We start from the raw sequence: 16386 nt of genomic DNA on the forward strand, positions 1-16386 counted from the left end.
GAAAATCTCTTTGAATTTTCCATATTTTTTAGTTTTTTAGAAATATTTTCGTTATAATAAAGTTAAAATCATCTTTTTTATCGAATACATGCGAAAAAAAGCAGCTCTTCTCAACTTAATCTAAAGACGAAACAAATGGAGTGGATAACGTGGATATCGCTGATCAGAACTTTGTCAAAAAAATAAATCAAAAACTATTATTAAAAGAAATTCTCCAGCATGCGCCCATTTCGAGAGCAAAATTATCTGAACGCACTGGATTAAATAAATCGACTGTTTCTTCTCAAGTAAGTACGTTAATGAAGGAACATCTTGTCTATGAAATCGGCCAAGGTGAGTCTAGTGGCGGGAGAAGACCGGTTTTACTGATGTTTAATAAACGTGCTGGCTGCTCCATCGGGATTGATGTTGGTGTTGATTATGTCAATGGCATATTAACAGACCTTGAAGGGTCCATTCTTTACGAAGAGCAGATCAAGCTCCCACCGAGCTCTCCTGATGTGACGATACGTAAATTAATTGAATTAATACAGCAGCTCATCACACAAATGCCCTCTTCCCCATACGGGCTCATTGGCATTGGTCTATGCATACATGGGTTAGTGAATGCAGATGAACAAATCGTGTTTACGCCTCATTCCAAATGGAAAAATGTTGATCTGAAAAAGCCGCTCCAAGACACATTCCAAGTTCCGATCTTCATTGAAAATGAAGCAAATGCCGGTGCATATGGTGAAAAAATCTTTGGTGCCGCTAAACACTATGACCATTTGATCTATGCAAGCATCGGCACTGGCATAGGGATCGGAATCATTATCAATCATCACTTATACAGAGGAGCGTACGGCTTTTCTGGTGAAATGGGACATATGACGATTGATTTTAATGGACCAACATGCAGCTGCGGGAACCGTGGGTGCTGGGAATTGTATGCATCTGAGAAAGCCTTGTTTCAGTCTCTTCAAACAGATGGTCAGCCCATCTCCCATCAAAACCTGGAACAGCTGGCCAAGTTAAATGATATGAGAACGCTCAATGCTCTGCGCAACTTTGGTTTTTACCTTGGCGTCGGCCTCACAAACGTTCTTCATACCTTTAACCCGCAAGCCATCATTTTAAGAAACAAAGTGATCGAATCACATCAGACGGTTCTACATGTGATTGGGGAGGAAGTATCCTCACGAATGGATACGCAATTCAGCTCACAGATAGAGCTGCTCCCCTCATCATTAGGACACAATGCACCAGTATTGGGGATGACATCTCTTGTCATAGAAGCTTTCCTGCAAGATGCCACCCTCACAACATGACCTCTTTTTCCAAAAAAGACAGCCCGCAGCGCGTTGTCTTTTTTTATTCATTTTTTTCCTCATAGCGAAAATACTGAAAATCAGCAGGCAGACGCTCGCCGCTCGTATCTTGACACTGCATACCGACAAACGCCCCTGTAAAAAATCCCCCACCTCTAATGAAATCATCGGATAAATGGATGGATTCAAGCGGCACATCAATTTCCTTCCACTCTTTTTGATCAAAAGAATAAGAATATTTATAAGTCTCTTTCTGAACGGTCACTTTTAAATAGACATAAGTGACCTCGTCTGGAATGATGATTTTATGTGTCAATGGCTGAGAAAAGGCAAGGTTTTCACAGACAGATAGCTCAAGCGTGCGCCCAAGTTCCTCATCATATGTCACCTGGAGTGCTGTCCAGTTTTCCGTATTATAATAATTCACAAGACCAGCGGCTTGCTGAAAGTTTTCTGGGAAGAACGAAACAGCTGTCTCTGCTTCAAAATAAAAGCTTTGCCAACGCCTTGCAACAAAAGCTTGGGTAAACTTAGACGTTAAAGATTCGTGACCGAATAACCTTAAATGCTGAGGTTTCTCCGTTAATGAACCAATCTGATCTGTAAACGGAATTCTTAATGTTTGGAAGTGTCTATTTAGTGTTGATTCTTTAAATTCATCGACTGTATGATAGGTTGGTGCAAAAACCTTTTCTTCGATTTTTGGCGCTTCAACCTCAAGCGTCCCCTCTTTTCCGCCTACAACATAAGGCCAGTCATCCTTCCATTCTAGCTTTTGAATGGCTGTTTCTCTTCCTAAAGGGCACCACCCTCTCTGTTGAAAAATAGATTCCTTGCTTGATTGAATTGGGCGGCCAGTGAGATGAGCGAGATACCATTCATTTGTATGCGTTTGAACGATTGAAGCATGCCCGCATTTTTGAAGCGGATGTTCAGGCGCATGGAAAGCACTTAAAATCGGGTTATCAGGATGAACCTCATAAGGCCCTTCAATATGCGGGGACCGGGCGATCGTTGCCGCATGCTCATACCTGGTACCTCCTTCTGCCGTTAATAAATAGTAGTAGTCTCCGATATGATACAGATGCGGCGCTTCTGTCAGTTTAATCGGTGTGCCTTTAAAAATGACCTTCCTTTGACCGATGAGCTTCTTTTCAGCCACACTATATTCCTGCAAGGCAATACCTGCAAAGGAATGGTGCTTTTCTCTATGATCCCACAGCATATTTAAGACGTATTTCTTCCCGCTTTGATCATGGAATAAAGATGGATCAAACCCAGAGCTGTTGAGCCGGATCGGTTCACTCCAATCGCCGTCCACTTCGCTTGCCGTGACCAAATAATTATGACCGTCTTTAAATGGACCATCCACTACTTTGATATCTGAATAAATAAGCCAAAACTGCCCATCCGCATAGCTTAAACACGGTGCCCATACTCCACCAGAATTAGGATTTCCCTTCATATCCAGCTGCGAGGTTTTTTGCAAAGGACGCGCAGCAAGACGCCAATGGACGAGATCCTTCGAATGATAAATTTGCACCCCTGGAAACCACTCAAATGTAGAGACGGCCATATAATAATCTTCTCCGACACGACAAATACTTGGGTCGGGGTTAAACCCTTTGAGCACTGGATTGGTAATCTTCATTGAACTTCCTCCTCTTTCAGAGACCTACATTTTAAAATCGTCCATATGATCGATATATACCTTGTCTCTGTTCTCAAGCTCCCGTACAACTTTTTTATGTTTTTCTTCATCTAGGTTATAAAAATTAATATCCACCATCGCTAAAATCAGTAAGCATACAGGAATCACCGTTGTCGTGATTAAAATGCCAAGTAATGCTTCTGGTGTTTGCACTTGATTCGCAATATAGCCAAAGCGATCGAGTACAAGCCCTGGCACAATCCCGCCTAATGCCATTCCAAATTTAAAGAAGAATCCGATGATGGCATAGATGAGTCCACCCATCCTTTTCCCTGTTTTATATTCGCCATATTCAACGGTTTCAGGAATGAGCGCCCACATATATGCACCGGCTGTAATACTTCCTGCAGCTGCAACTAGCCTGAAAATAAGTATTAAAGTGATTTGACTCGGCGGTATCACAAGTAATGCAAGAAGACCTACGATATTCAGCAATAATGAATAATTCAGCAGCTTTTTCTTTCCTAACAGCTTGTGCAGTTTTGGAATAAACGGCAGCACCATTAAAGCTGGCAGACTGCCAATGAGTCCGTACCATTTCACTAAATCTTCTCTGCCGAGGTTATACGTCACATAATAGATCCCAACAGAGTTGCTGATCGAGTTCACGCCAAAAATAATAATAAAGAAAATGCTTAATACAACAAGCGGACGATTCACACGTAACTGGACAAAGATATCACTGAACTTAATTTTTTCCTCCGGCTTTTGAAGCGTGACACGTTCATTCGTGCTTTTAAAACAGAAAATAAGTAATGCACCGCCAAGAACGCCGAGAAAAGCCATTGTCATCTGCCAGCCGAGGGCTGTATTTCCTGTTTTATCACTCAAAAAAGTCGCAAGAAAAGGAACAAAAAAAGCAACAACTAGACCTCCGAGATTAGCAAAAAGCATACGAACAGACGTAATACTGACAACCTCTTGGTTATTTCTTGTCATTGCGGATGTTAAAGCACCATAAGGAACATTGATGAATGTGTATGTAAGCGATAAACCAACATACGTGATGTAGGCATAAACGAGTTTACCCATTTCAGAAAGATCAGGTGTTGTAAAGCAAAGGATGGCGAGTACCACAAAAGGAAACGCACCGAATAACAAGTAAGGTCTGAACCTGCCAAAACGGCTGTTCGTTCGATCCACCAATGCACCAATAAACGGATCTGCAAGCGCATCAATGGCCCGAACAACTAAAAACATCGTCCCTGCTGCTGCCGCTGATAAACCATACACATCTGTATAAAAAAATAATAGATACGTAGAGACAGTTGCATAAATTAAGTTACATGCGAAATCTCCTGAAGCATATCCCACTTTTTCAGACATACGAATCTTTTTTAAATTCTCACTTACCATGAGCTTTCTCCCTTCTTCTCTTAGCCTCTTCTAATGAACAGATGATGGAGGGCAGCAGCAGTCAATGCAATGAATATAAAGCGCTTTCAATTTGTTGTAAAAATGAAGCTGAACATCTAACCCTTTCAGCTTAGCCCACATACGCAGCAAATGATTTGAATGACAGAATCATCCCCTTCAATAGTCGGATCATCACTTAGAACTCATCTTAGTTTATCGACTAAACAAACTAAGATGAGTTCATTTTATAAAATCTGATCTGACTTTTCAATATTTTTCGAAAAAATAATCCAAATAATTGATTTCTTGTCATTTTTCTGCTGAAATGACGTGAAAAACTGAAGTGAATCATTTAATGGTTGCAATTCAGCTCATCCCATGCTATATTTATCAAGCGATGAGCTGAATTGTGTAAGTCGGGTAACATGTCTCCTTGAGACACACACGAATGTGGCGTGTGGTTATTCCGCCTCAATACGCAAAAGACATCTTCTCAGGAAGATGTCTTTTTTCTTATCCTATTTTTGTCCCATTTTCAACAGGCTCATCTGTTGCTAGTAATACTACGTCTTCTTTTGACGGCATGCCCCCTAATACAAGCACTTCTGATTTGAACCCTGCAATTCTTCTTGGCGGAAAATTGACGACTGCTACGATTTGCCTGCCAATGATATTCTCAGCTGTATACCGTTTTGTCAGCTGAGCACTGGATTGTTTTAGACCAATCTCTTCACCAAAATCAATCTTGAGTTTTAATGCAGGTACTCTTGCCTCTGCAAAGAATTCTGCTTCGATAATCGTCCCAACACGAATATCTAACGCTAAAAACTGTTCAATATCTGCCATCTGATTCTCTCCTCTTCATTCAAGGGTAAGTTCATTTACTAGAGACATCCATTGTTTTTTCATTGTAGCACATTCATTTCGTAAAAAAAGTGAGTCAAAAAGCCGATTCATCGCAAAATCCAACCTTTAGTTTACATAATAATTTTATTGTCTTGTATTAAATGTTTGCATCCTGAAAATGAATTCAGTAAAATGGCAAATAATCCTACTGCTTCCTCCCAAATATATTGGGGAGGGGTTAACACTTGTTTACATTATCGGATATGTGGACATTTTGCTGGTCGTTTTTCGTCATTCTTCCTATCGTTGCCATCTTGCATCAGGTTGGCCATATTATGGTCGCGTGGATGTTTGGCGCAAAGGTTTCTTTTGCTCTTGGCAGAGGCAAAAAAGTATTGAAAATAGGCGTTGTTGAAATTAGACGTATCTATTTTCTAGATGCATTTTGCCATTATGAAGAAATGAGGAAAAATAACCGATTCTCGCACATTCTTGTCTACCTAGGCGGATCATTATGCAACCTGCTCAGTGTTCTCATCCTGAATACAATGATCGCCAATGATATCCTGCCAGAACATCAATTTTTCTATCAATTTGCTTACTTCTCTGTCTACTATGTATTTTTTGCACTGCTGCCAGTCCAGTATGCAGATCATCATCCGAGTGATGGGCAAGCGATTGTGAACATCATTCGGCACGGTGAACCATGTGACATCATTGACTAACAGGATGGCTTCCGGCTGTCAATTTGATAATGAATCGTTAAAAAGGGAATACCGAATAGCTTCATTTGATGAACTGCTGTGAGACTTTTATCTGTCTCCGGCTTCATATGAAAGCTTTCTTCCATTGGCAGTTTCATGGTGATAAAAGGCGTATGCAAATACAATCCTTCGTCACCGGTACTGCCTTTTGGACATGCACTTTTTAAGAGAAAGTCTTCCTTTTCATTAAAAGGTTTTAAAATGGCGGTCATCTGAGAATATGGAAGCGGCAGCGCAATATTCATATAGCCCGCAGCTGCATCGTGATGATGAGCATAAAGTGCAAAAAAGACCTGCTCCCCTTTTTCGTTGTGACGAATCCACGCCCTGACTTTCTTTCGCTCTTCTTTAGGATGTTGAAATGTAGTCAGACGTCCCTTCATTTCATATGGGATACGAGATGTTCCTAAATAGAGCTGCCCTATTTTCTTAAACATGGGCTGAAGTAAAAAAACAAACGGCCTCACCCACCAATGAAAACAGACTGCTGATTTTAACGTAAATGCCGTCGGATTTTCATAAAACCTCCGAATCACAGGTGATACCCTTTCAGCTGAAAACGTCGTTCCATTTAAATCATCAAGTGAATCGACTAAACCGAGCTTCTCGCGATCATGCATTCTTTCCTTTTGAAAAGAGATCTTATGAAAACGGCCATGCACGCTTGATATCGGAAAGTTCTTCTGTTTCAATTGATCCTTTGGCCCTTCGATCAGCCATCCAATCAGACCTGGTAAAATCACAAAAAAGGCATTGATACTGCCATGAAACCAAATCATCTGATCAATGCTGATATAGGTCACGTGCATGAGCATGCCGGCAGAATATAGAAGAGATAGCACGATCGTCGCCATTAAGATGCAGCTAGAAAACACAACCAGCCTTTTTGCCACAGTCGATCGAAACCTTGTTCTCATACAAAGAATGCCGTACAAATAGAGTGCAATGACATATAGCATAACGCTGAACGTATCAAATAGACGGGAGAAGCTAATCCCAACAGCAATCATCACAGGCGACAGCAAAATCACCCAGCCTGCCCCTTTGTATAAAACTGTCTCTTTTTCTCTCTGTCTCCCTAATAATCCATAGAAAAGCGGGATAAAAAAAGCAGAGTAATGAAAATGAATAGCAGTCAAAAGCACGATGATTGGTGAAAAGGTCATCACCTGTATATCTGCTGTATACAGCCAAAACCAAAGCCCGCCTAAAGCGAGATACATCCATGCACCATCAATCATCAATTCATGAAGCGGAACGGTTCCCCTTTTCAGCAAACGAGTAAAGCCATATAACGCCAAAATGATCGTATACAAAAACCATCCCGATGCAAACAAAGCAGAATGATAGATAAATGCAGCCGTTGCACAAAAAGCAGCTAATGGAAAGGCTTTCATTAAAATACCGAGCAGTACTCCCGGCTTACTCTCACTCTCTTCCTTCGCAAAAAAAGCTAACACTGCAGGAAGGAAAAACAGAATCGCTATCAGTACAAAAAACTCTGCTATCGGACCTGTCATCAAACGGGCGGCGATAAAACAACACATGAAGAGAAGGCTTGATATCAAGTGCCATTTATTCATCATGAGACTCCACCCTTTCAGTAAATCGGCCTTTATATGTAAAAAGAGTGCCAAACAGTCGATTTTTCACATGCACATGAATCGTATACTCATCTGTACGCTCGTCGTAGCCTTCTGTGACATCTGACTCACCATAAAGCCATGAAGGCAGCGGCCACTCACGTCCAAACATCAACAGTTTCTGCTGGCCGGATTGAATGTGAAGGAACCCATACTTTGTTACTGTAAAATGAAGCTCTGACATAAGAAGTCGAGGCTTTCCAAAATAGTCTAGTACTTTATGACTCTTCTCATCAATGATCATATCTGCATCAAAGTGCCTTTCCTTCTTTGGGAAATAAAACGTACGGAACCAGTGCATGCCTTCCTCTCCCTTATTTGTCATAAAGGGTTTATTCACAATTCGGAAGGGAATGTTTTTTCCTCTCTCGGGGAAAAAACAGCGAAAGTGTGGACCAATTTTGAAGAAAAATCGAATGAGCCTCGTTCCGCCGCCTATTTCCTCCATAGTGCCTTCAGCGGTAAACGCACGGTTGTATCTCTCTTTTAATTTTGGATGAAGCTTATCGTAATCCTTTACTTGATGACGATGAACGACCATGTCTACCTCCCCTTTTCCGTTTGATCGAAAATACATCTATACAATCTTTTAAATTAATCATTCCTCCAATGGATAGAATCAAAAATGCACTCATCACAAGCGGCTCATGAAGTGTCGATTGTGGGGATACAATCCCGATACAAAGCATCATCAGCAGAAACACGCTTTGAAGAATGAACAGATATTTCTTTGATAGCTTAGGTATCAGCCACGATACGCCTATCAGGGCATAAAACAACCGAAATCCGGTGCTATGATCAAAAGCGGAATGTGAAAATGGGATGACCGCTTGGCATAGCCAGACGATGGCAAACAGCAAACAAATTCCATAATGGGCAAGGGTTCTCTCCAGTAACAACCGAGGGTGCGTTCCCTTTTCAAGCCACGTCTTTAGTGCGCCAAAACTAAAGGCCGTCATAAATCCCATCATCGGGCGAAAAAGAAATCGATCTGCCCACGCCCATCCTTTTCCTTCTTTCGTTTTGTAATCAAATTGAGTTTGAAACACAATATGATCGTTCGTTTTCACATATTTCCAATAGCCGCCGCCTTCTTTGATAAAAGACAACGGGTGTGACGATTTAAATTTCAGCGAGGATGCCCGTTCATTCCGTTCATCCATCATTCTAGTTCGATATGCTCCTGTCCCTGTGACACTTACACCAAATCCAAGATGCTTTTCATACAAAAAGGTTTGGGGCTGTTCATCTTGAGGTTCATTTAATGAAATGGTTGAAAAGCGCAAATCCCACTGTTCATGAAGCTTTGGATTTTGCGTATATTCCCATACTTTCTCTAAAGGTGCATGAATGGTTGTTTCCACATAAACAGGCTTTCTTTTCATCTGCCTCTACTCCTCTATGTGAATTATTTCACATAATAAGCATACCATGTTTCACAAAACTGTCAAATCTTTATTCGTTTTCTCTCAAAAAAATTATTCCAGAAGGATGCTTCTCTATGATATCGGTTCGCTATAAAAAAAGACCTGTCAAATAGACAGATCTTCTTTTTGCAATACACCCGTGATATAGAGCCGAACCGCATAGCTCACACTCTCTTCAAGCTGTTCTTTTCGTTGAAATCCCTTTTTATTAGAAATATCACCGAAGCCATGCAGTAAGCTTCTCAGTCCTCTGACGACATGCGTCATTTCCTCTTCCTTTACACCAAAGCGTGACATAATCGATTGAACAAACTGAACAAGGCGCTCTGCTGCAATACGTACTTCTTTTTCGTTCATATGTGAAAAGGCAGCTTCATAAAGACCGGGGTGTGTTCGGACAAATTGCACATATTGTGTGGCAAAGGCCAAAACAGCTTCTTCTTTTTCCAGCCCCTCTGTGACTTGCATCCCTTCCTCACAAAGCATGGAGAGCCCCTTTACTGCGAGTGCTGCCTGAATCTCATGAAGGCCGGATACGTGATTGTAAAGAGAAGGCGGCCTGATATTCAGCCTTTTAGACAATGTAGCAATGGTCAAAGCGGAGAAGCCCTCTTCATCAACAAATGCAGCCGCGGTATCCATAATTTTTTCTTGTGTAATTCCCATTCTTGGAGACACGGTTTACTGCCCTCCTTTTTTTAGCTGGTGCTGCCTTTTACGGACGGCAGCTTGAAGCTTTTCATGAGGTTCAATCATAAGGTCACCATGTCCGGCAGCAAGACAGGATAAGCGCAGTGCTAGTAATTTTTCAGCGCTTTTTAGTGCGGTTTCTGCATCCCATGTGGCAAATGCCGGGAACGGAAAGCTCCACCGAAACTCACCCGTTACCGATAAGCCGCCTTTTGTCACAAGTGCATCACCTGCAATGACAACTCCTGACCTTTCATCGTATAAAGAAATGCTGCCAGGTGTATGCCCTGGTGTTGCAATCACTTTGAGCGGCCCAATCTCATCTCCTTCTTCGACAAGCACATCTGGTTTTGTATGAATATTTTTCATAAAACTGCCTTTGATTTTTTGTTGGGGTTCGCCAGGGAGCAACGAAAAGTCACCTGCAAACAAGCGGGCATCACGTTTTGATAAATAGACGACTGCCTCGGGAAAAGCCTTTTTCACCTCATCTAATGCACCGATATGATCCATATGGCTATGAGTGAGAATAATCTTATGAATTGGTTTGTTCTTTTTACGGGCAAATTCGATGATCGAGTTCGCCGCCATTTTTAAAGCAGCATCAATTAAAATGAGTCCTTCCTCTTCCTCAAATACATAGCAATTTACCGGAAATAATCGCGGCATCAATGTAAGCTGGTGCAGACGGTCAAAAGTTGTTAATCTCATGATTGCCCTCCTAAAACTAATGTCGTTAGTTTTATATTAACTAATGGTATTAGTTTTAGCAAACATTTTTTCATCAACCGCAATATAAATATCAATTTGCGCTTCTTTTGGATCAATAGATCTTTCATCATACCATTCAAAATCACCTGTATAAGTGCGGTATTGTCGCTGATCCCACGTCCAAATCTTGTGCCATGCTTCAAGCACAACCTCTTCAATTGGTCCCTTTCTCGTTTGAAATCTTGCGTAGGTGGACGCAGGAATCTCTATGACATGATCTCGATGCTGCCTCGCGAACTGCCCAGCCGTGAATAAATACGAGCCATGTTCATCTTTTTCATAATCTGAATAAAGCCCTATGACTGGGGCTTGTCCCCCATGAAGCTGCTGCGCAAAAAATTCCTGCCAAAGCGGCGCAATCTTCCGCTCTTTTGTTTGCTCTATTTCGTTTGTAGTTCGAACAGACAACCCTTTGATCCATTGTTTTTCTAATGTCACGATATCGTACATACATTCTCATCTCCTTTTCTCCCATCATATAAAAAGAAACCTGACAACTGTGTGTCAAGTTTCTAATCTCTTCATAAATTGTTTTAATTTGAGATCAAACGCTTCCTTGATGTGCTGAGGTGAAAGAATGTCGACGTCCGGTCCTAAATGGAATAGGAAACTGGGCAGCCAATCATCTTGCGGCACGGTCAATGCTGCCAAATAGGTTCCATCTGAACTGACGATCAATTCGTTCTCATCCATCCATTCCTTCACTTTGCCAACTGATGCTTCCGTTAACCTGAGCGTGAGCGTTGTGACTGAAGGTTCTTCATGCCAAGAGTCATTCCAAGGCTTCTCTTCATTTTTGATTCTTTTCGGCCTGAAATATGCTGAAATGGTGATGAGGTCTGTCATTCTTGTCAGCTTGAACAGACGAAAAGCTTTTTTCACACAACAGAACGCATACAAATACCAATGCCTTCCTTTTAAGACAAGCGTATAAGGCTCCACTTTCCGTGGAAGTGTTTCACCTTTTGCATTGCGATAAGTGAACTGGATGAATTGATGCGCGGAGGCAGCGGTATGGATCAGCTGCAGCTTCTTCTCAGCCTGGCTGTCTTTCCCCCATGAGCTTAAATCAATAAAGACATGGTGCTGTTTCTCACTTTCATGAGTTTGTCGCGGAATAAGAGATTTGATTTTTTTCAGTACATGTTCACTTTCTTTAAAGGAATATGCACTCGTCATGCTTTCAAGAGCTGTTAAAATAAGTTCAATGTCATCATCGGTAAATAATTTTTTCTCTAAACGATAGTCGTCAACAAGCGAAATGCCTCCACCTGCTCCTTGTGTTGTCACAACAGGAATCCCGGCTTGATTGATGGTGTCAATATCGCGATAAATCGTCCTCACGCTCACTTCATGAAGTTCAGCAAGGTCTTTCGCTTGAACTTGCTGCTTGCTAATAAGCAGCATCACAATAGATAAAATACGATCGATTTTCATGCCTTTTCCTCTTTTTCATAAATGTAGGTTTTGATTTGATAAAAAAAGAAAGAATGGTAAAGATAAGGAACAGCCAGCATTCGTTTACATCCCTGCACATGCAGGAGGAGGTTGCATCATGACACATCACGTGTGGCAGTTATTCATAATTGGAGGCATTATGCTGATCTGCATCATTTTTCGAATGAATCGTATGAGACGCTATCAGCTTGTGCGCCCAATCAGTCTTTTGATGAGAATGTATGTATTTGGACTCACTGCTCTTATTCTCTTATTAGAAGGCTGGCAAAATCACAGCATTTTCATCTATGCCGCTATTGGTATGCTCTTTGGAAGCAGTCTGGCCGTTCATGCCTATGAGACGATCCGGATGAAAGAAGAAAATGGCCGTCTTTATGTGAAAACGAGTAAATGGATTGAAAGCTTCATTTTATGCTTATTTTTATCTAGACTTAGTTTTAAGATGGGTGAGCTGACAAACTATTCGCTCACAAAGATTGGTGTCGTTGAACTGTATCAGCATATTGTGAGTGATGATGCCATGACCATGCTCAGCTTTTTTCTGTTAGCTGCTTACTATGTCGTTTTTTCTTATCAAATGATGAAAGCAGGTAAACGATCAGCACATATGCATCATGCGTAAAAACCTTCCTATATGAGTAGGAAGGTTTTTATTAGTCATGCTGCGCATGGTGAATCATTTGTTCAAGTACTTCCATCACATGCTGATCTTCAGGGCTGTAAAAAATCGATGTCCCTGCTCGTCTAGATTTCACGAGACGAAGGTTTTTTAAAAAACGGAGCTGATGAGAAACAGTTGATTGCATGAGATTCAGCGTTTCCGCGATATCATTGACCGAGTATTCACCTTGAGACAGCAGGTGCAGAATGCGAATACGTGTCGGATCAGATAAGGCTTTAAACGTTTGGGAGACAAGAAATAAGCTTTCTTCATCCAGCTCCATCCGTTCCTGTTCTTGATTTGTATTCAGTTCTTCCTTCATTTCGCTTCACCTTTCTTGTTAGTCAAATCACGACTTATTCTATGTATCATCATATACTAAAACGTGCGGCGTGCAAAGCGGGCACACTTTAGAAAAAAGATTTATTCAAATAGCATTGACACTTGGTAGCATTCTTTTTAAAATGAGCATTATTTATTCATTTTTTTAGAGGAGCTGATAGGCAAATTGACTGAAGAGCCAAGACTAAAACGCAGCCTGACTGTCTTTCCACTTGTTGTGATCGGGCTTGCTTATATGGATCCACTTGTCGTATTTGATTCATACGGCATTGTTGCTCAGCTGACGAAAGGACACGTAGCTGCAGCTTATATATTTACGCTGCTTGCATTACTATTGACAGCGCTTAGCTATGGGAATATGGTGAAGGCTTTTCCAAAAGCAGGATCTGCTTATACATATGCGCAAAAAAGTATTCATCCTCATGTCGGCTTCCTTGTGGGCTGGACACTTTTACTGGATTATTTATTTCTGCCTATGGTGAATTTTGCGATCGGAAGTGCTTATTTAACTGCAGCCTTTCCTGATGTACCTCATTACATTTGGATCATCATACTTGCTATCGCCATAACGACTGTCAATGTAATCGGTATTCGGCTTACAGCCAACATTACGGCGCTATTTGTGACGTTTCAGGTCATTGTCGCCGTCACCTTTGTTGGGTTTGTTATTTATGGGCTCACGCAAAACGCTGGCAGTGGAGAGTTATTGTCAGCCCGGCCTTTTTATTCAGCGAGCTTAGATCCAGCGCTTATTTTTTCAGGAGCGACCATTTTATGTTTCTCCTTTCTTGGATTTGATGCCATTTCGACGATGTCTGAGGAAACCATTAAACCAAAAAAGACGATTCCGCTTGCCATTTTCTTAACAGTTGCGATTGGAGGCGTACTTTTTACGTTGACGTCTTATTTTTTGCAGCAGGTGTTTCCAAATTTTCATCAGTTCAAACATCCTGATGCAGCCTCACTTGAAATTGCAGAATTCGTGGGCGGCGCATTTCTCCACTCGTTCTTTTTAGCTGGCACAATGGTCGCTGTCATTTCTTCCTCCTTATCGTCACATGCGAGTGCAGCAAGGCTTTTATATGCAATGGGAAGAGATCAATCGTTACCGAAGCGTTTCTTCGGGTATATTCATCCGACATTAAAAACCCCTGTTTTTAATATTTTATTAATCGGGGCTTTCTCCTTAACCGCAGTCGTTGGCGAACTTGAAGTCATTTATTCCTTTATCAGCTTCGGCGCGTTAATTGGATTTACCTTTGTGAATTTGTCTGTTTTTGCGTACTTTTTCGTCAGACAAAAACAAAGAGGTGTTCTGAATACATTGAGATATGCAGTGATCCCTCTATGCGGGACGGCGTTTTGTATTTGGCTGTTAACGAGCATCAGTACAAATGCATTAATCATTGGCATGATTTGGCTGATGATCGGTTTTATTTATTTCTGCTTCAGGCTGAAAACAAGGTCTGAATTTACGTTTGGATATGATTGATTATAAGGTTTTCACTTGGTATCCTGCTTAGGATATGTCATAATAAAAAGGCTGTACTTCCCTTTTAAAAGCGGGGCAAAACAGGGGTGAACTGACCTTGAAAAAGAAAAAAACAGGATGTTTTGCCATTTCAGGCTGTTTCACGATTTTTCTCTTTGTTTTCGTATTAGCAGCCATTGCCATCTCCTTTAATCAAAAGGAGTTAAAAAAGCTGCCGATTGATACGGAATCAATTGTTTTGTCGAGATTGGATGATTACAAACCGCTTGTAGAAACAGAGTTAAGAGATCAAGATTTAGATCAGTATACCGCGTTAATCCTCGGTATGATGTATCAAGAATCAAAAGGCAGAGGCGGAGATCCAATGCAGTCCTCTGAATCTCTTGGTTTGAAACGAAATGAAATCAATGACCCTCAGAAAAGCATTAAACAAGGAGTCCATCATTTTTCGACTATGTACAAGCATGGGAAGAAAAAAGGCGTTGATTTGGAAACCATTATTCAAAGCTATAACATGGGAATCGGCTATATTGATTTTGTTGCAAAAAACGGGGGAAAACATTCCGAGAAATTGGCAAAGCAATACTCCAAAAAGCAAGTGAAACGAAACCCCAAGGTCTATACGTGCGGCGGCAACAAAGATAACTTCCGCTATCCGTATTGCTACGGTGATTTCACTTACGCTGAAAAAGTAAAAGAAAAAACGAAAACAGTTGAAGAAAAGATGAAATTGGCTTCATCATCCACACCATCATCGTAAAAAAAGCACTTCCGTCAAGGAAGTGTTTCAAATTGTTGACAAAGGGCTAAAATGATCTTGATTTTAGCCCTTTGTCTTCTTTTCAGCGTGATAGAAAACCTTTGCAGCTCTAGGAAGGACGAGTACCGGAGCGGAGCGAATTGTACATTCGTGAGCACCGGCACGCAGACCTGACACCGAATGCGAGGGTTTGTCTACATGCTGAAGCACTTCCGTCAAGGAAGTGCTTTTCATTTTATTGCTGTTCTTTCCCAATTTCCGGAAGGATCGTTTTTGCTAAATGCTGATCCATTTCCTCATACTCATCATAATGAATCGTTTCATAAAGCTCTTTTCTCGTTTGCATATCCCCAAGTATCCCCTGCTGCGTTCCCTTTTCCATGATTTCTGTAAATAAACGCTCATACGCTTTTGCAGCGACTCTGAGTGATGACACAGGGTAAATGACCATTTGAAAGCCAAACATTGAAAATTCGTCTGCATGATAATAAGGCGTCTTGCCAAACTCCGTCATATTTGCAAGGAGCGGACCTTTAATATTGTTTGACGCATGCGTGAAATCCTCTGCTGTGATGAGTGCCTCAGGGAAAATAGCGTCAGCTCCTGCTTCTACGTAAAGATTGGCCCTGCGGATGACATCCTCCATTCCATTTACGGACTTTGCATCGGTTCTCGCAATCACCAAAAGCGTTGGTGCCGCTTGTTTGATGGCTTTGATTTTTGCGACCATTTCTTCTACTGGAACGAGTGATTTCCCATTTAAATGCCCGCATTTTTTCGGCATTTGCTGATCTTCAATTTGAACAGCTGCCACCTTGCTCTCAACCATTTCTTTTGCTGCTCTTGCTGCATTTAAAACACCGCCATAGCCTGTGTCCATATCGACCAAAAGCGGCAGCTGGGAAGCTCGAATTATCTCTTTCGCTTTTTCTGCCATTTCTGTTGAATGGATCATGCCGAGATCAGGCAGTCCTTTGCTGGCACAAAAAGCGGCACCTGATAAATAGAGACCTTGAAAGCCCATTTTTTTTGCATAGAGCGCAGACATTCCATCGTGAACGCCTGGAATTTGAAATAAAGCTGATTTGTTCATTTGTTCTTTAAAGGCTGCGGCTAAATCAGCCTGACTTCTTTCTTCATTCACGATCCACACGC

The 16386-nt window shown here is 41.4% G+C and carries 17 protein-coding genes; 5 read left to right on the forward strand and 12 right to left on the reverse strand.

Annotation, left to right across the window (positions count from 1 at the left end):
• Positions 1-149 precede the first annotated feature (149 nt).
• The gene (gene xylR, locus QR42_RS09315; protein ID WP_039179219.1) at positions 150-1310 is read left to right on the forward strand and encodes a transcriptional repressor XylR; all 1161 of its coding nucleotides are present in this window, start codon (positions 150-152) and stop codon (positions 1308-1310) included.
• A 43-nt stretch (positions 1311-1353) separates the two neighbouring features.
• On the opposite strand, the gene QR42_RS09320 is transcribed toward xylR, so the two are convergent.
• The 3 genes from QR42_RS09320 to csaA form a co-directional block, all read right to left on the reverse strand.
• Positions 1354-2961: a glycoside hydrolase family 43 protein gene (locus QR42_RS09320; RefSeq protein ID WP_039179222.1), complete on the reverse strand. Its 1608-nt coding sequence runs from the start codon at positions 2959-2961 to the stop codon at positions 1354-1356.
• Positions 2962-2985: 24 nt separating this feature from the next.
• A complete protein-coding gene (locus tag QR42_RS09325; protein WP_039179225.1) occupies positions 2986-4377 on the reverse strand; it encodes an MFS transporter in 1392 nt (463 codons plus the stop codon).
• A gap of 513 nt (positions 4378-4890) precedes the next feature.
• Positions 4891-5223 (reverse strand): chaperone CsaA, encoded by a 333-nt coding sequence (csaA, locus tag QR42_RS09330; protein WP_039179228.1) that lies wholly within the window; start codon positions 5221-5223, stop codon positions 4891-4893.
• A gap of 245 nt (positions 5224-5468) precedes the next feature.
• On the opposite strand from csaA, the gene QR42_RS09335 reads away from it, so the two are divergent.
• Entirely contained in the window at positions 5469-5948 is a 480-nt protein-coding gene (locus QR42_RS09335; RefSeq protein ID WP_039179231.1) for a hypothetical protein, read from the forward strand.
• On the opposite strand, the gene QR42_RS09340 is transcribed toward QR42_RS09335, so the two are convergent.
• The 7 genes from QR42_RS09340 to QR42_RS09370 form a co-directional block, all read right to left on the reverse strand.
• On the reverse strand, positions 5945-7573 hold the full coding sequence (locus QR42_RS09340) for a YndJ family protein (RefSeq protein ID WP_235354760.1): 1629 nt from the start codon (positions 7571-7573) through the stop codon (positions 5945-5947). The genes QR42_RS09335 and QR42_RS09340 overlap by 4 nt on opposite strands.
• A complete protein-coding gene (locus tag QR42_RS09345) occupies positions 7563-8171 on the reverse strand; it encodes a DUF4166 domain-containing protein (protein ID WP_039179234.1) in 609 nt (202 codons plus the stop codon). The genes QR42_RS09340 and QR42_RS09345 overlap by 11 nt, the downstream gene beginning before the upstream one ends.
• Entirely contained in the window at positions 8134-9015 is an 882-nt protein-coding gene (locus QR42_RS09350; RefSeq protein ID WP_039179237.1) for a membrane protein, read from the reverse strand. Before QR42_RS09350 ends, QR42_RS09345 begins: the two co-directional genes overlap by 38 nt.
• Positions 9016-9162: 147 nt before the next feature.
• Positions 9163-9735: a TetR/AcrR family transcriptional regulator gene (locus tag QR42_RS09355; RefSeq protein WP_039179239.1), complete on the reverse strand. Its 573-nt coding sequence runs from the start codon at positions 9733-9735 to the stop codon at positions 9163-9165.
• A 3-nt stretch (positions 9736-9738) separates the two neighbouring features.
• The gene (locus QR42_RS09360; RefSeq protein ID WP_039179243.1) at positions 9739-10458 is read right to left on the reverse strand and encodes an MBL fold metallo-hydrolase; all 720 of its coding nucleotides are present in this window, start codon (positions 10456-10458) and stop codon (positions 9739-9741) included.
• A 36-nt stretch (positions 10459-10494) separates the two neighbouring features.
• Positions 10495-10968: a GyrI-like domain-containing protein gene (locus QR42_RS09365; RefSeq protein WP_039179246.1), complete on the reverse strand. Its 474-nt coding sequence runs from the start codon at positions 10966-10968 to the stop codon at positions 10495-10497.
• Between the two features lie 54 nt (positions 10969-11022).
• Positions 11023-11955 (reverse strand): helix-turn-helix transcriptional regulator, encoded by a 933-nt coding sequence (locus QR42_RS09370; protein WP_039179249.1) that lies wholly within the window; start codon positions 11953-11955, stop codon positions 11023-11025.
• A 118-nt stretch (positions 11956-12073) separates the two neighbouring features.
• Here QR42_RS09370 and QR42_RS09375 point away from each other — a divergent pair, with 118 nt between their 5' ends.
• Entirely contained in the window at positions 12074-12598 is a 525-nt protein-coding gene (locus QR42_RS09375) for a CcdC protein domain-containing protein (RefSeq protein WP_039179252.1), read from the forward strand.
• Positions 12599-12629: 31 nt separating this feature from the next.
• Here QR42_RS09375 and czrA read toward each other — a convergent pair whose 3' ends face one another.
• On the reverse strand, positions 12630-12959 hold the full coding sequence (czrA, locus tag QR42_RS09380) for a Zn(II)-responsive metalloregulatory transcriptional repressor CzrA (protein WP_024422670.1): 330 nt from the start codon (positions 12957-12959) through the stop codon (positions 12630-12632).
• A gap of 186 nt (positions 12960-13145) precedes the next feature.
• Here czrA and QR42_RS09385 point away from each other — a divergent pair, with 186 nt between their 5' ends.
• Positions 13146-14471, forward strand: a complete 1326-nt coding sequence (locus QR42_RS09385) for an APC family permease (RefSeq protein ID WP_039179257.1) — start codon at positions 13146-13148, stop codon at positions 14469-14471.
• A 97-nt stretch (positions 14472-14568) separates the two neighbouring features.
• Complete coding sequence (locus tag QR42_RS09390; RefSeq protein ID WP_039179260.1) at positions 14569-15231, forward strand: lysozyme family protein; 663 nt, start codon at positions 14569-14571, stop codon at positions 15229-15231.
• Between the two features lie 235 nt (positions 15232-15466).
• Here QR42_RS09390 and prpB read toward each other — a convergent pair whose 3' ends face one another.
• Positions 15467-16384: a methylisocitrate lyase gene (prpB, locus tag QR42_RS09395; protein WP_039179262.1), complete on the reverse strand. Its 918-nt coding sequence runs from the start codon at positions 16382-16384 to the stop codon at positions 15467-15469.
• Positions 16385-16386: the final 2 nt, after the last annotated feature.

Source organism: Bacillus sp. WP8 (genome assembly GCF_000800825.1).
Taxonomy (GTDB): domain Bacteria; phylum Bacillota; class Bacilli; order Bacillales; family Bacillaceae; genus Bacillus; species Bacillus safensis.

Coding starts and splice junctions, on each gene's coding strand:
- QR42_RS09320 (WP_039179222.1), bottom strand. CDS start 2,961: ATGAAGATTACCAATCCAGTGCTCAAAGGGTTTAACCCCGACCCAAGT.
- QR42_RS09325 (WP_039179225.1), bottom strand. CDS start 4,377: ATGGTAAGTGAGAATTTAAAAAAGATTCGTATGTCTGAAAAAGTGGGA.
- csaA (WP_039179228.1), bottom strand. CDS start 5,223: ATGGCAGATATTGAACAGTTTTTAGCGTTAGATATTCGTGTTGGGACG.
- QR42_RS09340 (WP_235354760.1), bottom strand. CDS start 7,573: ATGATGAATAAATGGCACTTGATATCAAGCCTTCTCTTCATGTGTTGT.
- QR42_RS09345 (WP_039179234.1), bottom strand. CDS start 8,171: ATGGTCGTTCATCGTCATCAAGTAAAGGATTACGATAAGCTTCATCCA.
- QR42_RS09350 (WP_039179237.1), bottom strand. CDS start 9,015: ATGAAAAGAAAGCCTGTTTATGTGGAAACAACCATTCATGCACCTTTA.
- QR42_RS09360 (WP_039179243.1), bottom strand. CDS start 10,458: ATGAGATTAACAACTTTTGACCGTCTGCACCAGCTTACATTGATGCCG.
- QR42_RS09365 (WP_039179246.1), bottom strand. CDS start 10,968: ATGTACGATATCGTGACATTAGAAAAACAATGGATCAAAGGGTTGTCT.
- QR42_RS09370 (WP_039179249.1), bottom strand. CDS start 11,955: ATGAAAATCGATCGTATTTTATCTATTGTGATGCTGCTTATTAGCAAG.
- QR42_RS09375 (WP_039179252.1), top strand. CDS start 12,074: ATGACACATCACGTGTGGCAGTTATTCATAATTGGAGGCATTATGCTG.
- czrA (WP_024422670.1), bottom strand. CDS start 12,959: ATGAAGGAAGAACTGAATACAAATCAAGAACAGGAACGGATGGAGCTG.